Below are 22047 nucleotides of genomic sequence, written 5' to 3' on the forward strand. Positions count from 1 at the left end.
CGGAGCCAAAGTCAGCGTGACTATGTGCATTACTTGACCCGAGACTAACAAGTGAAGCTCCAGAATTAGGCATTGAGTTGTGAGGCTCTGAATGACCAAGTGTAAGGATTCCGCATTCCCGGGGTGCCTGATTTGGTTATGGTAGCGGGTCCATCTACCGGGAGAACTGGCGTCTTGTGGTGGCTCATTTGCGAAACGGAAGTCAAACACCATATTCTCCTCCATATGCCAGTAACCTGGAAAGTGCTGTGGGCCAGCTTCGATATGAGTTACTTGCCAGAACTGGGTTAGCGCGGTTGTGTCCATAAGGTTCCTACTTGCCCAGCCCCACCCAGCCGCGGCGCATGGCGTGGTACACGGTCGTGCCCACCACCAGGCCCACGAGGTAGCCGTAGGGCAGGCCGCTGCAGAGCACCCCCACCAGCAAGGCCACCATCAGGTCGGATTTCGCGGTGGCCAGGTCGCGGAGCAGGGTGGCCAGGGTCAGGGCTTCGAAGAGCAGCAGCACGCCCAGAATCGGGAGGGGAAAAATCTGAACGATGTCGGCAAAACCCTGGCTGAAAAACAGCCCCAGCACCAGAAACAGGCCGCCGTAGAGAATAACCGAGCCCCCGGTGCGGGCCCCGAAGGCGTAGTGCCCCACCATGCCACCCGAGCCGTGGCAAACCGGAAAGCCGCCGAAGAAGGGTGCTACCAGGTTCATCAACCCGTAAGTAAAGCTGATCTGGCGCACTGTCACCTGCTTTTCCGGGTAATGGTCGTGAATAACCTGGCGGGTGGCCAGGATGGAGTTGCCGAGGGACAACGGTATCTGGGGCAAGGCCAGCAGCACGGCCCCGGTGAGAATATCGGCGCGCTGGGGCACGTGCCAGGTGGGCAGGTGCAGGCCCAGGGCCTGCTGGGCCGTGGCGAAGTCGAGCTTGAAGACCAGGGCGTAAACGATGCCCAGCGTAATCACCACCAATGAAGCCGGCCAGCGGCGGTTGCCGAGCAGCAGTACTGTCACGGCGAAGGCCGCGGCGGCCAAGGCGTAGCCGGCAGGGCCATCGGCGGGCACGTATTCCTTTAGGGCCAATGTGGAGAGCTGCAAGGCCAGTCCAAACTGAATACCGCGCACCACGGGCTTGGGAATAAGGCGGGCCAGGGCATCAATGAGGCCCGTAACCGACAAGATGAGCATGCTGACGCCGATGGCCAAGCCGCCGCCAAAGATGATGCGACCGGGAATTTTCTGGGCAATAACCAGGGCCGCAAACGCCTTAAGCGGCTGCACCGGCATGGGCATACCGTACCAGATACCCGAAAACATCTGCAGCAACCCAAACACGATAAGCAACCCGGCGCTATCCACTCCCGAGGCCGCAATGACCCCGATGAGCAAAGGCAAATCGGTGCCCAGGTCGCCGAAAGCTCCGGCCAGCTCGTTCCGGTCGAAGCGGATGCGGCGGGGTGCCGGGGCTTGGGGAGTAAGGATGGTTGGCTGGTGAGAAGGCAAAATAAAGCGCAGGTGCTAAGGCGGTTAAAAAATACTCGTTGACTGTCCTGGCAGCCGGTAATCGACAGGACGGTCTTTCAGCAGACAGGTGTAGTTGACTACGGCCTACTTTTCAGAGGCTGCCGCTACTTCCTGCCAGGCCAGCATGCCGCCGGTCATGTTGGTCAGGTTGTCGAAGCCGAACTCCTGCTGAAGCTGGGCAATGGCCTGGGCACTGCGGCGGCCACTGCGGCAGTACACCACAATGGGGTGGTGGCGGGGCAGCTCGGCAGCGCGCTGGCTCAGGCTACCCAGCGGAATCAGGGCGGCGCCGGGCAGATGGCCCTCGGCGTATTCCTGTAACTCACGCACATCCAGCAAGAACGGCGGTACTTCCGAGTCGAGCTGTTGGGCCAGCTCGGCGGGCGTGATAGTCGTGACGGGCGCCTGGCACAGCTCGGCGTAATCGGCGGGGTCGGCCGAATCGAGGTTGATGGCAGCGCGCTCGGGCTGGCGGGCAAAGCGCAGGGTGCGGGTCTGGAACGAGAGGGCGTCGAAAAGCCAAAGCCGGCCCGTCAGGATTTCGCCCAGGTCCAGGATTACTTTCAGCGTTTCGGTGGCCTGGGCGCAGCCCACCAGCCCCGGCAGCACGCCCAGCACCCCGATAACTGAGCAGTTGGGCGCTTCGGCGGCGGAAGGCGGCTGGGGAAACAGGCAGCGGTACGTGGGCCCGCCCTGGTAATTAAACACCGATACCTGGCCCTCAAACTTGTAGATGGCCCCCGACACCAGGGGCTTACCCAGGCTCACGCAGGCGTCGTTGAGCAGGTAACGGGTGGGGAAGTTGTCGGACCCATCCACCACCACGTCGTACTGCGCCACCAGCTCGCGCACGGAGGCCACATCCACGCGGCGGGCCATTACTTCGCACTGTACCAGCGGGTTGATGCGCTGCACAGCCCGGGCTGCGGCTTCGGCCTTAGGCTGGCCCAGGTCGGCAGGACCGAACAGCACCTGGCGCTGCAGGTTGCTCATTTCCACTTGGTCGCCATCGGCAATGCCCAAGGTGCCTACGCCGGCGGCGGCCAGATACTGCAGAATCGGGCAGCCCAGGCCGCCGGCGCCCACCACCAGCACCCGGGCGGCTTTAAGCTTTTCCTGCCCCGCCTCCCCGATTTCGGGCAGCTGCAGGTGGCGTTGGTAGCGGTGACGTTCGTCGGGAGTAAGCACGCTTTTTCAGGTAAGAAGTGACAAGAAGGAAGTAAGAAGCGCAAGGCGGCCACAATCCTTGCTTCCGGGTTTGGGTTTAAACTTACTGCTTCTCTCAAAAGTTAATCTTTTCCGCTGCTTCCGTATCAGGAAGATAGGCTTGCCCTCTTCTCAACTCCTACTTGCTACTTCTTCCGTGGAAAACTTCCTGCCTCCGACCAGCTACGATTATCTTACGGTGCACAAAGTATCGGGTGCGGAGCTGACTGAGGCCTCCGACGTGGTTGCCGCCGAGGAGCCGCTGGAAATCCGCCTGGGCTTCGGGCCCAGTGGGCAACGGGAGCACCGCACCCTGGCCATTACGATGCGCACCCCCGGCCACGACATGGAATTGGCCGCCGGCTTTCTACTCACCGAAGGCATCATTCACGGCCGGGAGCAGCTGGCCGGCATCCGCTACTGCCCCGACGTGACCAAGGAGGAAGAGAAGGAAAACGTGGTGCGGGCCGAGCTGGCCGAAGATGTCGACGTGGCTATGCCCCGGCTGGAGCGGCACTTCTACACCTCTTCCAGCTGCGGGGTGTGTGGCAAAACCAGCATCGACGCGGTACATGCCTCCGCCTGCCCGGTGCTGCCCACCAACGGGCCCTACCTCGACCCCGCCGTACTTCACGAATTACCGGCCCGGCAGCGGGCCGCCCAGGCCCTGTTTGAGCAAACCGGGGGCCTGCACGCGGCGGCCCTGTTTTCGGCCCAGGGCGAGCTGCGGCTGCTGCGCGAAGATGTGGGCCGGCACAACGCCCTGGACAAGGTCATCGGGGCGGCCCTGCTGCAGGAGTGGCTGCCCCTGCACGACTCGGTGCTGCTGGTCAGTGGCCGGGCCTCGTTTGAATTGGTGCAAAAGGCCGCCGTGGCTGGTATTCCGGTGCTGGCCGCCGTGGGCGCGCCCAGCTCGTTGGCCGTGCAGGCCGCCAAAGACTTCGGCATGACGCTCTGCGGCTTCGTGCGCCAGGGCCGCTACAACGTGTACTGCGGCGAGTGGCGGCTCCGCCCCAATCAGCCTAGCCGGGTATGAATTCAGCCGAAGCCAGCGGACGGCATCGGGCTACGATTTTGGGTTGCCTCTCACAAGTGGGAACGTGCTAGCGCAAGGCCCTGGGCCTGACTACTGGCCCCTGCCCAAAACCAAGCCATCCGTAACTCAGAAACTGGCTCAGAACCTCAACCGTGCGGTTTTTTACGGTGGCGCTTGGCAAAATAAAGTAGCGAAAAAGGTGGTTTGGGTCTCTACCCGAACTGCGGAAGCTGCGTAACTATTCTACTTCCGACTTACTTCCCATTCATGAAACTCCGTCTCGAAGACAATTCGCTGCGCCTGCGCTTATCCGAATCTGAAGTACAGCAATTTGCCGAAACCGGCCGCGTCGCGGTGGCCTTGGCCCTGGGCCCCACCGCCGCCGACAGCCTGACTTACGCCCTGGAACGGGCCGAAAATGAGGAGTTCCGCATCACCCACGGCGCGGGTGCCATTACCGTGAAGGTGCCCGCCGCGCTGGCCAACCACTGGACCAGCTCCGACCAGAACGGCCTTTCCGCCACGCTGATGATGGCCGAAGACCAACCCCTGAAAATCCTGATTGAGAAAGACCTGGACTGCCGTCACTAGCCCCGCCAGGCTACCACCATTATTACTAGTCTATTTCGCGTCATGGATAAGTCCCCCGCCTACGATCCTAACCAAGCCGGCAAAACCCAGCAGCAAGGTGCTGAAGCCAACGTGCCCAAAAGCGGTGAGCGGCCCGAGCAGGGCAGCGCGCCTACCAGCGACAACTGGAGCACCTCGCCCGAGCGCGAAACCCTGGACGACCGAATCATGGAAGCCCCCGACACGCTCGGAGCCAAGCACAAATTTCCGATTCTGGCTCAGCCGCCCGAGGAATTTACCGGCCTGAAGCTAACCAAGCCGGCCAAGGTAGCGGCCGGAATTACGGCCGTGCTCAAGTCGGGGGCTTTTGCCGTCGACTACGAAGGGCCCGTGCGCGGCACCCACGCCCTGCTGAAGATGAACCAGAAGGATGGCTTCGACTGCTCCTCCTGCGCCTGGCCCGACCCCGACGACCACCGCTCCGTGGCCGAGTTCTGCGAAAACGGCGCTAAGGCCACGACTTCCGATGCGCAGTCGGACCCGGTGGGGCCGGACTTCTTTGCCAAGCACAGCCTGGTGGACCTCTCTCACATGACGGACCGGGACCTGAACAATGCTGGCCGCCTGACCCACCCGATGGTGCTGCGGCCGGGCGCCACGCACTACACACCCATTTCCTGGCCCGAGGCCTTTGAGCTGGTGGGCCAAGAGCTGAACGCGCTGAAGTCGCCGCACGAGGCCATTTTTTATACTTCGGGCAAGGTGCCCAACGAGCCGGCCTATCTGTACCAGCTTTTCGTGCGGCAGTTTGGTACCAACAACCTGCCCGACTGCTCTAACCTGTGCCACGAAAGCAGCGGGGCGGCTTTGAGCAACACCACCGGCCTGGGCAAAGGCTCGGTCACGCTCAACGACATGTATGAGGCCGAGGTCATTCTGATTATTGGCCAGAACCCGGGCACCAACCACCCGCGCATGCTCACGGCCCTGCAAAAGGCCAAGAAGAACGGGGCCAAGATTATCAGCATCAACCCCTTGCACGAGGCCGGCCTGCTGCATTTCAAGAACCCCCAGGACTTCATGAACCCGCTCAAGGCCCTGGGCGTGCTGCTCGGCGACGGGACGCCCATCACCGACATCTACCTGCAGGTCCGCATCAACTCCGACCAGCTGGTAATGCGCGGTATCATGAAGTGCCTGCTGGAAGCCGAGCAGCTAAACCCCGGTCAGGTGCTCGACCAGGGCTTTGTCCAGGAATATACCACCGGCTACCCCGAGCTGGTCGAGACGCTGAACAACACCAGCTGGGCCGATATTGAGGATGCCAGCGGCATTACCCGGGCCCAGATTCAGGAGGCGGCTAACTTGGTGGCCCGCCACAAAAAGATTATCACCTGCTGGGCCATGGGCCTCACGCAGCAGAAAAACGGCGTGTACACGATTCAGGAAATCGTGAACATGCACTTCCTGAAAGGCGCCGTGGGCATTCCCGGCGCGGGGCTGTGCCCGGTGCGGGGCCACTCCAACGTGCAGGGCGACCGGACCATGGGCATCTGGGAGCGGCCCACCGACACCTTCCTCGACGCGTTGGACCAAGAATTCAGCTTTAAGTCGCCGCGGGAGTACGGCTTCGACGTGGTGGAAGCCGTGAAGGCCCTGCACGACGGCCGGGTGAAGGTATTCATGGCCATGGGCGGCAACATGCTCTCGGCCTGCTCCGACACCGAGTTTGTGGCTGAAGGCATGCGCAAGCTCCGCCTCTCGGTGCATGTGACGCCCAAGCTCAACCGCAGCCACTTGGTGAACGGGGAAATGGCCCTGCTGCTGCCCTGCAAAACCCGCATCGACATCGACATGCAGAAGTCGGGGCAGCAGTTCATGACCTGCGAAAACTCGATGGGCGTGGTCAGTATGAGCAAGGGTGTATTGACGCCCATTTCCGACCAGATGCTGAGCGAAGTAGCCATTGTATGCGGCATTGCCCTGGCCACCCTGGGCGAGAAAAGCACCGTCGACTGGGTGGGCTGCACTGAAAACTACGACCTGATTCGGGAGTACGTGGCCCGCACCATTCCCGGCTTCGAGGACTTTAATCAGAAAGTGCGTCACCCCGGCGGGTTCTACTTGCCCAACGGGCCTCGGGAGCGGAACTTTACCACCGACAACGCCAAGGCCAACTTCACCAGCACGCCCCTGGAAAAGCACGTGCTCGAACCCGGCCAGCTCGTGCTGATGACCATCCGCAGCCACGACCAGTTCAACACCACCGTCTACGACTACAACGACCGGTACCGCGGCGTGCACGGCGAGCGGCGCGTCATCTTCCTTCACCCCGCGGACATGGCCGAGCGGGGCATTCGGGAGAAGGGTTTGGTCAACATTACCAGCCACTTCGAGGGCCAGCAGCGCCACGCCGAGAAGTTTATTGCCATTCCCTACGACATTCCCAAAGGCAACTGCGCCGTGTACTTCCCCGAAGGCAACGTGCTGGTGCCCATCGGCTCGGTGGCCTACAAGAGTAATACGCCCACGTCCAAGTTCGTGATTGTGACCGTGGCGCCGGTGGAACTACCCGTGGGCACTCAGATTCCGACGGAGCAGCAAGTGGCCGTACCGGCTTAAGGCTGCTGAATACTAAGCAAAAAGCCCGGTCGTTTCTACGGCCGGGCTTTTTGCTTAGTCCTGAATTCCGGCTTATTTGGCCGTCCGCTTTCCTCTCCATTTCTGTTGCATGAGAAAATCCCTACCCTTGCTGGCGGTGCTGCTGTCGGGCTGTCTGTCCTCCAAAGTGGCACCCGGTACGCCGGACCCCGCCATCCTGGTGCAGCTGCAAGACGGACAGGTGGTTCTATCTTCCTTGGACTCGGCGCCTCAAACCCGAATCACGCGCCAACAGCAGGTAGGCGACACGCTGTTTGTAACCTATAAAAAAGTACTGCCGCTGTATCGCCGGGATGTTCGGCCAGCGCAGTTCACCATCGCCCTGACCGAGCAGATTCATTACGTGAAGTGCGCCAACCTCCTGTACCGGGTGGAAAAAATGGCTACCGGCTTCCGGCTCGAACAGATTTAGGCTTAGCGGCTATATAGTATAGGAAACAGCTAAACCACGCCTTTTCGGCAACCCGGACCGAAGCTTCTGCGTCTGAATTCAGGTACTGTTCAGCCCGGAACCTGGGGTTACCGGCGCTGCTGGTCCGGCATTTTCACGTGGGATTTGGGGTGAGCAGAACGGAATGGTCGTCGGGAAAAACCCGGTTGCCGTATCCTTTTCCCATTTCAATTGTTCTGCTACCATGGAAAAGTCCCCCGCCGAAGACCCCAGCCAAGCTGGCAAAACCGAACAGCAAGGCGCCGAAGCCAACGCCCCCAAAAGCGGGGAACGACCCGACCAAGGCGCCGCGCCCACCAACGACCATTACCGCCCCGACCCCCAACACGAACGAGACGAAAGCGTGATACCTGCCCCCGACGTAGCCAACGCCAAGTACAAGCACCCGATTCTGGCCCAGCCCCCGGATGCCCCAACCGGCCTGCGCCTGGAAGAGCAAGCCAAGGTAGCGGCTGGCGTTACGGCGGTTATCAAGTCGATGCAGTTTAGCTGGAGTGAAGGCGGCGTGAGCCGGGGCACCCGGGGCCTGATGAGCATGAACCAGAAGGACGGCTTTGACTGCTCCTCCTGCGCCTGGCCCGACCCCGACAACCACCGCTCCGTGGCCGAATTCTGCGAAAACGGCGCCAAGGCCACTGCTTCTGACGCCGACGATAAAGCCGCCGGCCCCGAGTTCTTTGCCCGCTACAGCCTGGCGGAGCTGTCGAAGATGACGGACCGGGACCAGAACAACGCCGGCCGCCTCACCCACCCGCTGGTGAAGCGCCCCGGCGACAACCACTACTCCCCCATCGAGTGGCCCGCCGCCTTCCAGCTCATTGCCGACAACCTAAATAGCCTGGACTCGCCCCATGAGGCGGTATTCTACACCTCGGGCAAGGTGCCTAATGAGCCGGCGTTTCTGTTCCAACTTTTTGCCAAGCTGCTCGGCACCAACAACCTGCCCGACTGCTCCAATATGTGCCACGAAAGCAGCGGGGCGGCCTTGAGCCCCACGCTGGGCTTAGGCAAAGGCTCGGTCACGCTCAACGATATTCACGAGGCCGAGGTCATTCTCATCATTGGCCAGAACCCGGGTACCAACCATCCGCGCATGCTCACGGCCCTGCAAAAGGCCAAACGCAACGGAGCCAAGATTATCAGCATCAACCCCCTGTTGGAAGCCGGCCTCAACCACTTCAAGAATCCTCAGGACTTCATGAACCCCCTGAAGGCCCTGGGTGCTTTGATGGGCGACGGGACCCAAATTACCGACCTATTCCTGCAAGTGCGGGTCGACGGCGACATGGGCGTGTTGCGCGGCATTATGAAGCACCTCTTCGAGGCCGAGGACCGTAACCCCGGCCGGGTCGTCGACCGGCCTTTTATCGACAAATACACCACCGGCTTCGAGTCGTTTGAGCAGAATATCCGCAACACCAGCTGGGAGGATATTGAGGAAGTCAGCGGCATTTCGCGGGCTCAGCTGTTGGAGGCGGCCAACATCATTGCTACCAAGCAGAAGATAATCACCTGCTGGGCTATGGGCGTTACGCAGCAGCGCCAGGGGGTGCAAACCATCCAGGAAATCGTGAACCTGCACCTGATGAAGGGCGCCATCGGTAAGGCCGGGGCCGGCACCTGCCCGGTGCGGGGCCACTCCAACGTGCAGGGCGACCGGACTATGGGCGTCTGGGAACAGCCCACCAAGGAGTTCCAGGATTCATTGGGCAAGGAGTTCAACTTCCAGCCGCCCTACGAGCACGGCTACGACACGGTGGAGGCCATCAAGGCCATGTACAAAGGCAAAACCAAGGTGTTCTTCAGCCTGGGCGGCAACCTGCTGGCCGCCGGCCCCGACACCGAAGTAATTGCCGAGGGCATGCGCAAGCAAAAGCTCACGGTGTTCGTAGGCACCAAACTTAACCGCGGCCACCTCACCACCGGCGAAACCAGCCTGCTGCTGCCCTGCTTCACCCACGCCGACGTGGACATGCAGAGGTCGGGCCACCAGATGACCTCCTGCGAAAACTCGATGGGTGTGGTCAGCCAGAACAAAGGTGTGCTCATCCCGCTCGAAGGCCAGATGATGAGCGAAGTCGCCATCCTCTGCGGTGTGGCCATTGCTACCTTGGGCACCAAAATCAACATTGCCGACTGGGTGGCCATGACCGAGAACTACGACGTTATACGGGACCATATCAGCCGGGTCATTCCGGGCTTCGAAGGCTTCAACGAGAAGCTACGGCGGCCCGGCGGCTTCTACCTGCCCAACGGCCCTCGGGAGCGGAAATTCACCACCAAGAACGGCAAGGCCAACTTCTCGACCACCGACTTTGAGAAGCATACTCTGAAGCCCGACCAGATCGTGCTGATGACCATCCGCAGCCACGACCAGTTCAACACGACGATCTACGACTACAACGACCGGTACCGCGGCGTGTATGGCGAGCGGCGGGTGCTGTTTATGAACGTGCAGGACATGGCTACCCGCGGCATCAAAGCCAAGGGGCTGATTGACATTACCAGCCACTTCAAGGGCGAAGAGCGCACGGTGGAGAAATTCATTGCCGTGCCCTACGACATTCCGAAAGGCAACGTGGCGGCCTATTTCCCCGAAGCCAATCCGCTGGTACCCGTTGGCTCCGTGGCCAAAGTCAGCAACACGCCAACTTCCAAGTACGTGGTGGTAACGGTGGTACCGACTTTGGCCCTGGACAGCACCGAAGAATACCTCGAAGCCCGGGTAGCCGCCACCCAGGAAGTCTAACGCTAGGACTTGCAGGCAGCGAGGCAGTCGATTCTTTGCACGATATAACGCGTCTTTTACCAGAACGCCCTTTATTCCAGCTGGAGTAAAGGGCGTTCTGGTAAAGATGGCTTGGCACATTTCCCGCATTCGCCCGGCAAAACTCTCGTTCTCTTCGTAATCTTGTTTTCCCTACTGCGCGCTGCTATGTCCTCCGATTCTGAAATTTCCATCTTCACCCAGCACTTTGGCCGCCCCGAGCCCGCCGTGCCGCCCGGCGACTTCTTCGCCGATAAGTTCGACAAGAGCCTGTGGCGGATGATGTACGACGAGGTAGGCGCGGGCTGGTACCAGGACCGGTTTCTCTACCTCTTTGGCGCGGAGCTGCCCCAGCTGAACCCCGTTCTGGACCTGTGGCCCGGCCTGTTAGAGCCCGGTGTGGAGCGGGTTGTCATTGGCCGTAATGCCTACGGAGCCCTGCTGGTAGCCGAGCGCACCACTGAAGAAGGCACTGACGCCCCCATCGGCCTGCTCGACCCGTGGCAGGGCACGTATACCAAGCAGGAAGGTTTGGACTTTGCCAGCTTACTTAGCGAAGGACTACCCGAAAACCGCTTGCCCACCTTCCTCGACCAGACCGTGTACCGCGCTTTTGTGGCAGCGGGCGGGCAGCTGGCCGCAGCCGAAATTCTGGGCATCAAGACGCCGCTTAGCCAAGGCGGGACCCTGGACGGCAGCAACTTTCAGTCGGAAGAAATATGGGCCTTTTACCAGCGGATAGCGGGCTAAGCCGGCTTAGAAGGGGTAGCCGATGGCAATGTTGTACGTGGGCGTGCCGCTGCCGGAGCCGCCGTTGGGCGTGCGCACGGGCATGGCCACGTCGAAGCGGATAACGAAGAACTGCACGTCGATGCGGATACCGGCACCGGCACCTACGGCCAGCTCGTTGAGGAAGCTGTTAGCCTTAAACTCGCCGCCCGGCCGGGTCGGGTCGGGGTTGACCAGCCAAATGTTGCCCGCATCCACGAACAAAGCGCCCTTCACGTAGGGGAACAAGTCCTGACGGTATTCGGCGTTAGCCTCCAGCCGTATGTCCCCCACCTGGTCGTAAAACGAGGTGTTGTTCTGCTCATCCGAGGCGGGCGTGTACGTACCCGGACCGATACCCCGCGCCCGGAACGCCCGCACGCTGTTGGGCCCCCCGATACCATACTGCTTCAGGTAGGGCATCACCGTGGAGTTGAGGTAAGGCACGCCGGCCCCGATCAGCACGCGGGTGGCAATCTTGTTGCCGCTGGTCGGGTTGGACGAGGTACGGAAGTAGTTGCGAAACTCCAGATCGACCTTGGTGTACTGCGAAAACTCCTGCCCCGCCAGCGTGTAGGCTGCCGTTTGGTCTTTGGGATTCACAGTCTTGGTCTGGCCCGTGAGGTTGCTGACCAAGTAAGCCAGGTTGCCCGATACTTCCAGGCCGCCGCTGAAGTACACTTGGTTACGGCGCTGCTCCAGGGCCTGCTGGTTGTAGGTGTAGCGGTAGCTGCTACCCAAGATAAACTGTTGGCGGAAGCTGTTGGCCAGAAAGGAGTTCTTATCAAGCAGCTTCTGAAACTCCTCCGATACCGAGCCCAGACGAATGTACTGGATATCGATGGGGCGCAACTCCTGCTCGTTGGTGAGCTTGGTTTTCCAGGTGTAGCCGTAGTTCAGGTTAAACACATCTTCTTGGAAAGCCTGCACCCGCTGCACGTAGCGGTAGCCGGCCCCAAAGCTGGTACGGGGCTGAAAGTCGGAGTTGACCAACCGGATGTTGAAGGGCGGCGTAATCAGGCGGGGCACCAGCAGCTGGGCATCGATGCCGAGCTCGTAGGAGGTAATGCCGATGGTGTTGGTTTCGGCCTGGGTCTGGTTTTCGAAGGTGCCGGTCAGGTTGACTAGCAGCTGCTCGGCCCCGCGCAACGCCGAGCGGTTGCGGTACTGCACCTGGAAGCCGGGCCCGGTGAAGCCGTTCGACTTGCTGACCAGCAGCACCTCGGCCCGCAACGACTGTTTGGGCACCTGGGTCATGCGCACGAAGGAGTTCAGGAAGCCGTAGCCGGCCGAGTCGGCCTTGGCCCGGGCGGGCCGGAAGCGCATATCCACAAACTTGAACGTGCCCAGGCTCATCAGGCGGCTCAGGGTCTGGTCGGAGCGGCGGCGGCGGTAGAGGCTGTCGGGGTACAGGAACACCGCATTGGTAATGGCCCGGGCCTTGAACATCTTCTCGTCGGGCAGGTAGCGGTAGCCCTGGTAGCGGATGGGGTTCTGGCTCTGGGTCGTGTCGGAGAGGTTGTAGCTGGTATTGAGCGTGATGTTGTGGAGGATGTAGGGCTTAGCAGCCCGGGGCGGGGTGCTGGCCTTTATCTTCAGGTACACATTCACCTGGTTATCCAGGGTGCTGTCGACTTGAAACAGCAGGTAATCGGGCGTGAAATAGTAGTAGCCCTGGTTTTTGAGCACCCCGTCGATGCGGGCCCGCTCGTTGATGAGCGTCTGCAGGTTGTACGGGTCCCCGACTTTGAGCAGCGAGGCCGACTCGGTAGCCCGGATGGCGCGGTCAATGAGGGTGTCGCGCTCGGGGAAGTGAATTTCCTTGATGGTGTAAGGCTTGCCCACCGTGGCAGTATAGTCGACGGAAGCGGTGCGGTCCTTTACCTGTACTTTGCTGCCTACGCTGGGCTTGAAGTAGCCGTTGTTGTTGAGGCGGTTGACCATGAGGCCCTTCACCCGGTTAGTATCGACCTCGCTCAAGAGCACGGGCCGCTCGCCGTACTTGTTGGCCAGCCACTTGCCCAGGCCCTTGGTTTTGCCCTCACCCATGTGCCAGAAGTAGAGTTTGGGCCGCAGTCCCAGAATGGAGGCGTTAGGCTTGGGCGTAATTACGCTTTCAAGCTCGGTTTGCAGGGCGGCCTCGTTGGGCACCGTCGCCTCCGACTTAATCTTGACCGTGCTGCCGGTGTAGAGCTTGGCACCTTCGGGCAGAAATTTCGTGCCCGAGCAGCCGCTGACCAGCAGCGTACCCGCCACGGCCAGCACGCGCAAACAGGGAACAGAAACAACGGAAAGGCGACGAGCTACTGACACGGAACGGAACTAGGTGAAACGGCTTGAAACGAAAACTTAACGGCTGGAGGTAGTGGGCGGCGTGGCGCGCACCGAGTCGCGGCGAGTGAGGGCACCGGGCGTCTGGGTCGAGTCGGGGGCGGTTTTCTTTTCCCGCCGCCGCTGCCGCCGTTCCTGCTTCACTTCTTCCTTTACCACGTCGTCGATGCCCTTGAAGAGGTCGGCCAGGTCGCGGTAGTCACGCTGGAAGATGAGCGAAGCGCCGGTGCGCACGAATTGCCCGTCGATGTCGCCGTAGGCGTTGTTGCGAAAGGCCCGCAGGCGGATACGGCCGTTGGCCAGCACGTTGTACTCCACGCTCACGTCGCCGGCGAAGCTGCTCACGCCGGCCTGGTTCTGGCCGGTAGAAGCCTGGTTGCCGCCGCCCAGGGGCACATCAGTACCGAGGCGCACGGTAAGGCGGTTGTTAAGCAGCTGCCGGCGCACGGCCACATTCAGGTCGGTGCGGGTTTTCTCAGCCCCCGAGGAGTAGTCGGCGTAGGAATTCACGCCCAGCTCCACTCCCAGGTTCGACAGGTAGCTACCCGTCAGGTTGTTGAGCTGCTGGGTAAGCACTTGGCTGGCCGAGCCCCGCAGCTGGTTGGCCACGATGCTGCCGCTGCTCGACTTGAAGGGGTCCTGGGCCAGAAAGCGGTTCAGCACCAGCAGCGAGAATACCTGCTTGTTGAGCTCAGTGCTTTCACTAGGCTGGCGCAGCTGGGCCAGACGGGCTTCGATGGGGCCCCGCAACTCACTGCGGGCACTTTCGGGCAGCTTGATATCAAAGCTGATGATAGGCTTGAGCAGCTCGCCGGTCACGTTCAGGTATACCTGAAACGGCAGCTGGTTGCGGCTTACCGCGTTCAGGGTTTCATCGTTGCCACCCTGAGCCGAGAGCAGCTCGGCCGGCGGGGCCTTCACGTTGTAGATAGCCGACACGTTGAGCTGGGCGTTATACGGGTCGCCGGTCCAGGAAATGGTGCTGCCCTTGGCAATGTCGAATTCGCGGGAGGCCAGGTCGTAGAGCGACATGGCGTACTTGCCCTCGGTCACGTCGAGGCGGCCGTTGAGCGTGATGGTACCGCTGGGGTCAATGGCGGTCCGGAGCGTGCCGGCCGCGCGCACCTGCAGGTTGTCGCCCGAGGCCTGGTCGATAATGATGGTGAAGGGCGTGTTGTCGTTCACGGTCACGGTGGCCGTAATGTCGTAGCCGGAAGCCGTTTTCACCGTGTCCTGCGCTATCTGCCGGGCCAGGGCGGTATCGACGGGCGCGCTGAAGTCCACGAATTGCACGATGCCCTCACTCGACACCTGCCCGGCCTCGTCGTTGGGCACGGCCACCTTCAGGTCGGAGCCCTCGGCCACTACGGCCCGGGTACGCACCACGGGTAGGTTCAGGTTGCCGGTAATACGCGTGTCCGAATCCACGACCAAACGGCCGTAGAACAACGGATTGTCACGCTGGGAGCTTTGAATGGCCAGGAACTTGTCGGTTACCACGTTCAGGTTGAAGCGGTAGTCGTCGATGTAGTTGCGGGTAAACACCGTACCCGACGCCACCGCCTTGTTGCCCACCGAGTCGATTACCGTGAAGTTGTCGAAGGTCAGGCCCTGCTCGCTGAAGTTTACCGTCTGGCTGGGCAGGCGGTAAGGAGCACCCAGCTGGCTCACGGTAAAGCCCGCGTCGGGAGTAGTGGTAATAGCCCCGCGGATAACGGGCTGGCTCACGGTGCCGCTCACGGCCAAGTTGCCGGTAATGCCGCCTACCGATTCGCGCAACTGCCCGGCCGAGAAGGCCTCGGCCGATTTAATGTCGAAACGGTTGACGGTAATAGCAAACTGAATCGGGCTGGGCGGCGTGGCCAGATAGTAGCCTATAGCCCGCACGTCGGTGCCGGCAGCGTTGGTCAGGCGGGCGTCCACGTTGTAGCGGTCCGGCGTAGGGTTAGTGGCTTTCAGCGTCACGTCCCCAATCAGGGCTTTGTTATAAGCAAAGTTGGTTAGGGCCAAATCAGCCGTAAAGGCCTGCCGGGGCTGCCCGATGCTCAATGCCACGGCCTGCCCGTTGATGGTGCCGGCTACCATGGAGTCGGGCATACCGCCCGCTTTGGCCAAGCCGTTCAGGTCGAAGTTGGTGATGGTGGCTTGCAGCGGATACTGGGCGCCGGGCAGGGTTTGCAGGGCCAGCACCTGGTTGCCCTGGCTGAGCCGCACATTACGCGCGAAAATGGCCCCGGTGGCCGTAGTGTAGCGTACCTCGTTGTCGGGGGCCACGTCCCACTTCTGGTTGTCGAGCACCAGGTTGGGGCCGAAGCTGAAAGCATAGGCGTCACCCTGGTTGAAGACCTGGAGTACCCCGGCCACGTTGAGGCGCTGCACACTGTCGGATTCGGCGATGCGCAGGTTGGTGCCGATTTTATTGTTGGCAATGCTGCCGGTCAGGCTGGGATTGGGCAAACGCAGGGACGTATCCTGGCTGGCCTGGCGCAGCCGCAGGGCATAGTCCAGCTTCTGCGGGTCCGAGGTAACGTTGAACCGCAGCGAGTCCAGACGGTAAGCGTCGTACACAATCAACGGAATCCGGCTGTTTACGGTCAGGTTGGCGGCGCGGCTGTCGTAGCTGCCGGTCAGCTTGAAGGGCGAAATCTGCTTGAGGCCCGGCACCAGCTGGGTAGCAATTTTCGGATTCTTCAGGTTGGCGTCGAAGGTAAACTGCCGGTAGACGTTGGAAGCCGTGTAGCGCACCCCGGGCAAATCGAAGTACCGGTCGATGTGGCGCTGTAGTTCCAAGGCCAGGTCGCCCAGGCGGGTGTTGCCGCGCAGGGTAGCGTCGAGCACGTTGGAAGCAAAGTCCACCTCGGTACGGCCTGGCCGCTGCAGAATCCGACCGTTGAGCGAGTCGAGGGCGAAGGGCTGCTTGTCCTTCACAATGACGATGCGCCGGCCCGAGAACGTGCCGTTGAGCGAGTTCAAATCCGAGCCGCTGATGTTGGCTTGCAGGTCGCCCTGAATGCGCAGGTCGCCACCGGTGTAGAAACCCAGGGCCGTCAGGTTGGCCCCGCGCAGGTTGAGCCGGTCTACGGTATAGGTCGGGTTGTTGGCGTCGCGCAGGTTCACGGTAGCCAGCAAGTCCAGGTTCAGGTTGGGGTCGTCCTTGCTGCGGGCGTCCACCTTGTATATCTGCCGGTCGATGTCCACGTTGGCCGTGATGCCGCGGTAGTTATAGCCGTTGTAGCGGGCACTCTGCACGTTGGCGACCAACTTGCCGCGCATCTGGGCGGGGTCGAGGCCCCGGGCAGTGAGGCGGCCGTTGGCGGTGACTTTGCCAATGGTGGGGTCCCGTAGAAACTTGCCCACGTCGAGGCCCTGGGTGGTGAAGGTCGCGTTGATGGGTTCCTGGCCTTTGGGTCCTTCGCCCATATCTACCTTAGCCGTGGCGTTGCCGAAGCTGGTGGTAGCCCGCAGGTTGGCGTCGAACACCTGGGCCGTGGGACGGCCTTTAAAGGTACCGGCCACCGTCATGCGGCCGGGCAGGCGGTACTCGGCCGGAATCGTGCCCTTGGGCAGCAGACTCTTAATATCCGCGTCGGAAGTCGTGAACTGGGCAATGTTGAGGTCGGTGTAGAGGCGCCGGTCGGTTTCGGGCAAGCCCACAATCCGGCCGCTGGCCTTCACCACCGTGTTGCGGAAGCCTACGAATTCCAGGTTCTGAATCCGCATATCCCCTACGCGCCCACTCACCCGGCCGCTCACCAGCACCGACTGATTCGGGCCGGTGTTAAACGGAGCCGTGCCGGCCAGATCAGGAGCCAGGTACAGAATGTCGCGGAAGCCCAGGCGTACGTTGCGCAGGTCGCCTTCGATGCCCAGGTTGGGCAGCTGCTTGGTATCGGCCAGGGCATCAAGGCTCTTGTAGCGCATAGCCAGGGTCTGACGGATGCGGGTGTGGGGCGTCTGCAAATCCAGGTTGTCGAGGCGGGTCTGCACCGAGTCGAAGATGACGTCGGCCGTAGCGCTCTGCACCTGGAAGCCGCTTTGCTCCTTGCCGGCCAGGTTCACGATGCGGCCCGTGGTGCTGTTCTCGGAGTACGACAGGTTCTCCGTGTTCAGCACCAGATCCGTGAACTTAAGGTGATTGTAGTCCATACCCGGTACGCGGGTGCGCTGCCGGGGCTGGTTGAAGTTGTCGAAGGCCACGTCCACGCCGCTGACATCCGACTTCTTGAGCGTCACAACCCAGCTCGTAGCCGAGCCTGTGGCTTTTTCTACCGATTCGTTCAAATCCCGCACGGCTTCGGCCGGGTTTACTACCCGCTGCTCGACCGGCACATTTTCGTTCTGAGCGTAGGCAAACGAGGTATTGCGCAGCCGCAATGTGTTTAAGTCCACGCGCGACTTAATCAAGTCGATGTTGTCGGCCGTGGCTTCGGCCTCGCCGATGCGGGTGCTGATAAACTGGGCCGCCACGTTGTTGCGGTAGGTCAGGCTCACGTTGTTGAGCGCAGCGCTGTTCAGCCCGAAGGTCGTGGTCAGGGGCTCCGAAGGGGTGTCTGGCGGCACCTTGCTTTGCACAATGCCCACACTGGTGTTCTTCAGCGCGGCCGTGTTGATGCGGTAAATCGACTGGTCTACGTCTACTTCGTCCATGGCCACGGCCAGGTCGCCTACTTTGGCGCGGATGTCGTTGCCATCGACCTGGTCCTGGTAGGTCAGGAAGATGTTGGATAAGTGCAGGTCGCCAATGTTGTACTTAAAACCGCCGGTCGAGTCGGCCGGGGCCGCCGTGGCCGTGTCGCCGGTGGCAAAGGCGGCCACGATAAAGTCGTAGTTCGAAACGCTGTCGGGCTCAGTACGTTTGATATGCAGCGTACCGTCGTTGAGCTCCACCGACTTGACGTTGATTTGCGACTTGGTCAAGGACCACAAGTCCAGATTCACCCCCAAGTGGCCAACCGAGAGCAGCGTATCGCGCTGCTGATCTTCCAGATAGACGTTGTCGAAGGCAATGGCATTGCGGAAGTCGGTGCGGAACTTGCCGATGCGCACTTCCGTGCCCAGCTTGTCGCGCAGATAGCCTTCGGCCTTGCGGGCCACGAAGTCCTGCGTCGCGGGAAATTGCAAAGCCACCACGGCCACGATTACCAGCAGCAGCACAAAGGCCACTAACCCCAATACAGCGTAAAGGGCGCGGCGGGCGTAAGTAGGTAGAGAGTTAATGGCGCAAAAACAGTAAAAGGTCCGCCCGTCCCAACGAAAAAAATGCCTCCGAGGTTGGCTTTTGCCCGCTATAAGACGGCGGCCCTCAAGAGAAGCTCGTCGTTAAAACATATACTTTTTTCAATACAAAAAATTATCTAAAAGTCGAGCAACCCCCAACCAAGCCAATCTCAGGCATAAATCACTGTTTAGCTGAACATTAATCAGCAAAAAAAACACCCCTAGCACCGCAATTAACTACGCAACTAATCAATTACACCTTCAGAGTAAAAACTTACTCCAACACTCTATTATCTTTCGCCTCCAATTCGATTTCCACCCTCCCATGATTCTTCGTTTTACCCTGCCCTTCCACACTGCCTGGGGCCAGCGGCTGGTAGTATGCGGCTCCGAACCCAGCCTGGGTTCCTGGAACCTGGCCCAGGCCCTGAACCTGCATTATAGCCCGGCCTCCGGTATCTGGAGCCAGGAAATCAGCCTGCCCGACGACCAGGCCGGCACGGTAGAGTACAAGTACATCCTGCTGGATGAGCGCACCGGTAACGAAGACTGGGAATGGGGCGAAAACCGCCGGGTAGAATACGACGGTCGGCAGTTCAGCCGCATTGTGCGGGAAGACTACTGGCGGGCCGCGGCCCAGCCCGAAAATGAGCTGCACACCGCGGCCTTTACCCAGGCCCTGATGCGCCGCCCGGCCCGGCCCGCCGGTAAAGCCACTCCAGCACCGGCCCGTCTGGCCGATTCGGTAGTGCGCTTCCAGCTGGTAGCCCCGCGTGTGGATTCTGACCACCAGCTCTGCGTGCTCGGCTCCGACCCGGCCCTGGGCGCCTGGGATGCCCGCAAGGCCATTATTCTCTCCGACAGCAGCTACCCGACCTGGACTGCCGACGTGGCCCTGGAACACCCCGAGCGCACGACGCAGTACAAGTATGGCGTCTGGGACCCACGGGAAAAGAAGATTCTGCACCTGGAAGCCGGCGACGACCGGGTTATTTCGCCTTCGGCCGACCGCAAAACCCTGCGCGTGCGGGCCGACGAAGGCTTCCGCTACCCCACCGGGCACTGGCGCGGGGCCGGCGTGGCCTTGCCGGTTTTTGCTTTGCGCAGCCGCCGCGGCCTGGGCGTAGGCGAGTTTCCCGACCTGAAGCTGCTCATCGACTGGGCCGCCAGCACCGGGCTGAAAATGGTGCAGATTCTGCCCATCAACGATACCACCGCTACCCACACCTGGGTTGATTCCTACCCATACGCGGCCATTTCGGTCTTTGCCCTGCACCCGCAATACCTCAACCTGGACGAAATTGCCGAGTTCCGGGAAGTAGCCGACCGCCAGGAGCTGGACAAGCTGCGCGACGAGTTCAACGAGCTGGACTTCGTGGACTACGAGCCGGTGATGAAGGCCAAGTGGCAGTTCATCAAGACCTTGTACCAGCAGGAGAAAGCCACATTCCTGGCTGACCCCGAGTTTCAGGCTTTCCGCGAGGAGCAGAAAAGCTGGCTGGTACCCTACGCGGCCTTCTCCGCGCTGCGGGACCGGTTCCACACCGCCGACTTCTCCCAGTGGCCTGCCGAGTTCCAGACGCCCCGGAACCTGGACGAGCTGACAGCCGAAACCCAGCCGGACTTCGACGAGTTTGGCCTGCACTTCTTCACCCAGTTTCACCTCGATAAGCAGCTGCGCGAGGCCGTGGAGCATGCCCGTCAGAGCGGGGTGGTAATGAAAGGCGACCTGCCCATCGGCATCTACCGCCACTCGGCCGACGCCTGGACCCAGCCCGAGCTCTACCACATGGACCAGCAGGCCGGCGCCCCGCCAGACGACTTCTCCACCACCGGCCAGAACTGGCGCTTCCCGACCTACAACTGGGAGCGGATGGCCGAGGATGGCTACCTGTGGTGGAAGCAGCGCATGAGCCACCTGGCCCGCTACTTCGACGCCCTGCGCATCGACCATATCCTGGGCTTTTTCCGAATTTGGGAAATGCCCGGCCACTCAGTGGAGGGCTTGCTGGGTCACTTCTCCCCGGCTTTGCCCCTGCACCGCCACGAAATCGAGCAGCGCATCGGCTGGTTTGACTACGCCCGGCTGTGTGAGCCCTACATCCGCTGGCACATCCTGACCGACATCTTCAAGGAGCAGGCCGAAGCGGTGAAAAACGAGTTCCTGGACGAGGCTAGCTACGGCGTATTTCACCTCAAGGAGCACGTGCGTACCCAGCGCCAGATTGAGGCCATTTTCGACCAGAAAATAGCCGCTGATCCGCTTAACACCGAGCACTACGTGTGGCTGCGCACCAGCCTCTACAAGCTGGTAAACGAGGTACTGTTTGTACCCGCCGAGCAGCAGCCCGACTTCTACCACCCGCGCATCACGCTGCCCAAAACCTACTCCTTCCGGGAGCTGGATGAGCAGACCCGCCACCGCCTCCACGACCTCTACAACGACTTTTTCTACCGGCGGCACGAGGAGTTCTGGCGCGACCAGGGCATGGTGAAGCTGCCAGCCGTACGCTACGCCACCAACATGCTCATCTGCGGCGAAGACCTGGGCATGGTGCCCGAGTCGGTGCCGGGTGTGATGAAGGCCCTGGGCATCCTGGGCCTCAACATCCAGCGCATGCCCTCCGACCCTAGCGTAGAGTTTGGTCATCCCAACGCGGCACCTTACCTGTCGGTGGTTAGCCCTGGCTCCCACGACATGAGCACGGTGCGGGGCTGGTGGGAAGAAGACCCCATCCAGACCCAGCGTTTCTTCGAAAACACCCTGGGCCACTGGGGTGAGGCCGCGCCGTATTACTGTGAACCCTGGGTGGCCCGCGAAATCACGCTGCAGCACTTGCACTCCCCGGCCATGTGGGCCGTATTTCCGCTCCAGGATTTGCTGGCCATGGACGCCGACCTGCGCCGTAAAAATCCGCTCGACGAGCAGATCAATGTGCCCAGCAACCCAACCCACTTCTGGAAGTACCGCCTGCACCTGAACCTGGAAGACCTGGTACAGGAAATAGGCTTCAACCACGAGGTGCAGCAGTTGGTAATCCAGAGCCGCCGCTTGCAGGTGTACTAATGCCCTGGACCACTTCCCGCTAACTAGCGGACTAGTATTCAAACGGTTTCATCGTCAAGGTGAAACCGTTTTTTTATGCATTCCGGGCTTACATAGCCCGGCGCCACCACCCCCTTCGGCGCAAGATCAGCTATGAACCCAGTTCTATATATAGCATTTTTCCTGTCTTATCATTCAGACACATTCAGCAAGCAGACCTTACCATTCAGCGAGTGGATCAGGGCTTTTGGCAAAAACCTGAAACTCCATTGGGATAGGACTATAAGTTTGTAGCGCGAAAATCACCTACGTATTAGTCCTGGGATAAATCCAGGTTTCTCAGCGTTTCGTAAGCTTCGCTTAATCCAAAAATCCTTACAAGTGTGCAATTGGAGCCTAACTGCTCGAACACTTATAAAGATAATATACTGCTGAATATCTGAAACTTACGATCAGCACCACCAGCTTGCTCACTTCA

11 protein-coding genes are annotated in these 22047 nt (G+C 60.8%); 7 read left to right on the forward strand and 4 right to left on the reverse strand.

Features of this window, described 5'->3' with window-relative positions; all coding sequences use genetic code 11:
• Positions 1-313: 313 nt before the first annotated feature.
• Both MUN80_RS03915 and moeB read right to left on the reverse strand, forming a co-directional pair.
• Positions 314-1495, reverse strand: coding sequence for a putative sulfate/molybdate transporter (locus tag MUN80_RS03915; RefSeq protein ID WP_244719895.1), 1182 nt, complete (start codon positions 1493-1495; stop codon positions 314-316).
• Between the two features lie 105 nt (positions 1496-1600).
• A complete protein-coding gene (moeB, locus tag MUN80_RS03920) occupies positions 1601-2704 on the reverse strand; it encodes a molybdopterin-synthase adenylyltransferase MoeB (protein ID WP_244719897.1) in 1104 nt (367 codons plus the stop codon).
• 175 nt (positions 2705-2879) lie between these two features.
• Between moeB and fdhD the strand changes: the two genes are divergently transcribed.
• From fdhD to MUN80_RS03950, 6 genes are all read left to right on the forward strand, one after another.
• Entirely contained in the window at positions 2880-3758 is an 879-nt protein-coding gene (gene fdhD, locus MUN80_RS03925; protein ID WP_244719899.1) for a formate dehydrogenase accessory sulfurtransferase FdhD, read from the forward strand.
• A 267-nt stretch (positions 3759-4025) separates the two neighbouring features.
• Entirely contained in the window at positions 4026-4349 is a 324-nt protein-coding gene (locus MUN80_RS03930; protein ID WP_244719901.1) for a DUF7009 family protein, read from the forward strand.
• Positions 4350-4391: 42 nt separating this feature from the next.
• A complete protein-coding gene (locus MUN80_RS03935) occupies positions 4392-6950 on the forward strand; it encodes an FdhF/YdeP family oxidoreductase (protein WP_244719904.1) in 2559 nt (852 codons plus the stop codon).
• A gap of 109 nt (positions 6951-7059) precedes the next feature.
• Positions 7060-7401, forward strand: coding sequence for an META domain-containing protein (locus tag MUN80_RS03940; RefSeq protein ID WP_244719907.1), 342 nt, complete (start codon positions 7060-7062; stop codon positions 7399-7401).
• A gap of 223 nt (positions 7402-7624) precedes the next feature.
• A complete protein-coding gene (locus MUN80_RS03945; protein ID WP_244719909.1) occupies positions 7625-10189 on the forward strand; it encodes an FdhF/YdeP family oxidoreductase in 2565 nt (854 codons plus the stop codon).
• Positions 10190-10375: 186 nt separating this feature from the next.
• Positions 10376-10957, forward strand: coding sequence for a hypothetical protein (locus tag MUN80_RS03950; RefSeq protein WP_244719912.1), 582 nt, complete (start codon positions 10376-10378; stop codon positions 10955-10957).
• Positions 10958-10963: 6 nt separating this feature from the next.
• Here the strand turns inward: MUN80_RS03950 and tamL are convergent, their stop codons facing one another.
• Positions 10964-13288, reverse strand: a complete 2325-nt coding sequence (gene tamL / locus MUN80_RS03955) for a translocation and assembly module lipoprotein TamL (RefSeq protein WP_244719915.1) — start codon at positions 13286-13288, stop codon at positions 10964-10966.
• A 36-nt stretch (positions 13289-13324) separates the two neighbouring features.
• Positions 13325-18469, reverse strand: a complete 5145-nt coding sequence (locus tag MUN80_RS03960; protein WP_244719917.1) for a translocation/assembly module TamB domain-containing protein — start codon at positions 18467-18469, stop codon at positions 13325-13327.
• 379 nt (positions 18470-18848) lie between these two features.
• On the opposite strand from MUN80_RS03960, the gene MUN80_RS03965 reads away from it, so the two are divergent.
• Positions 18849-21590 (forward strand): 4-alpha-glucanotransferase, encoded by a 2742-nt coding sequence (locus tag MUN80_RS03965; protein WP_244719919.1) that lies wholly within the window; start codon positions 18849-18851, stop codon positions 21588-21590.
• Positions 21591-22047 lie beyond the last annotated feature (457 nt).

It is taken from the genome of Hymenobacter cellulosivorans, assembly GCF_022919135.1.
In the GTDB taxonomy this organism is placed as follows: Bacteria; Bacteroidota; Bacteroidia; order Cytophagales; family Hymenobacteraceae; genus Hymenobacter; species Hymenobacter cellulosivorans.

Coding starts and splice junctions, on each gene's coding strand:
- MUN80_RS03945 (WP_244719909.1), top strand. CDS start 7,625: ATGGAAAAGTCCCCCGCCGAAGACCCCAGCCAAGCTGGCAAAACCGAA.
- MUN80_RS03935 (WP_244719904.1), top strand. CDS start 4,392: ATGGATAAGTCCCCCGCCTACGATCCTAACCAAGCCGGCAAAACCCAG.
- MUN80_RS03950 (WP_244719912.1), top strand. CDS start 10,376: ATGTCCTCCGATTCTGAAATTTCCATCTTCACCCAGCACTTTGGCCGC.
- MUN80_RS03940 (WP_244719907.1), top strand. CDS start 7,060: ATGAGAAAATCCCTACCCTTGCTGGCGGTGCTGCTGTCGGGCTGTCTG.
- MUN80_RS03930 (WP_244719901.1), top strand. CDS start 4,026: ATGAAACTCCGTCTCGAAGACAATTCGCTGCGCCTGCGCTTATCCGAA.
- MUN80_RS03965 (WP_244719919.1), top strand. CDS start 18,849: ATGATTCTTCGTTTTACCCTGCCCTTCCACACTGCCTGGGGCCAGCGG.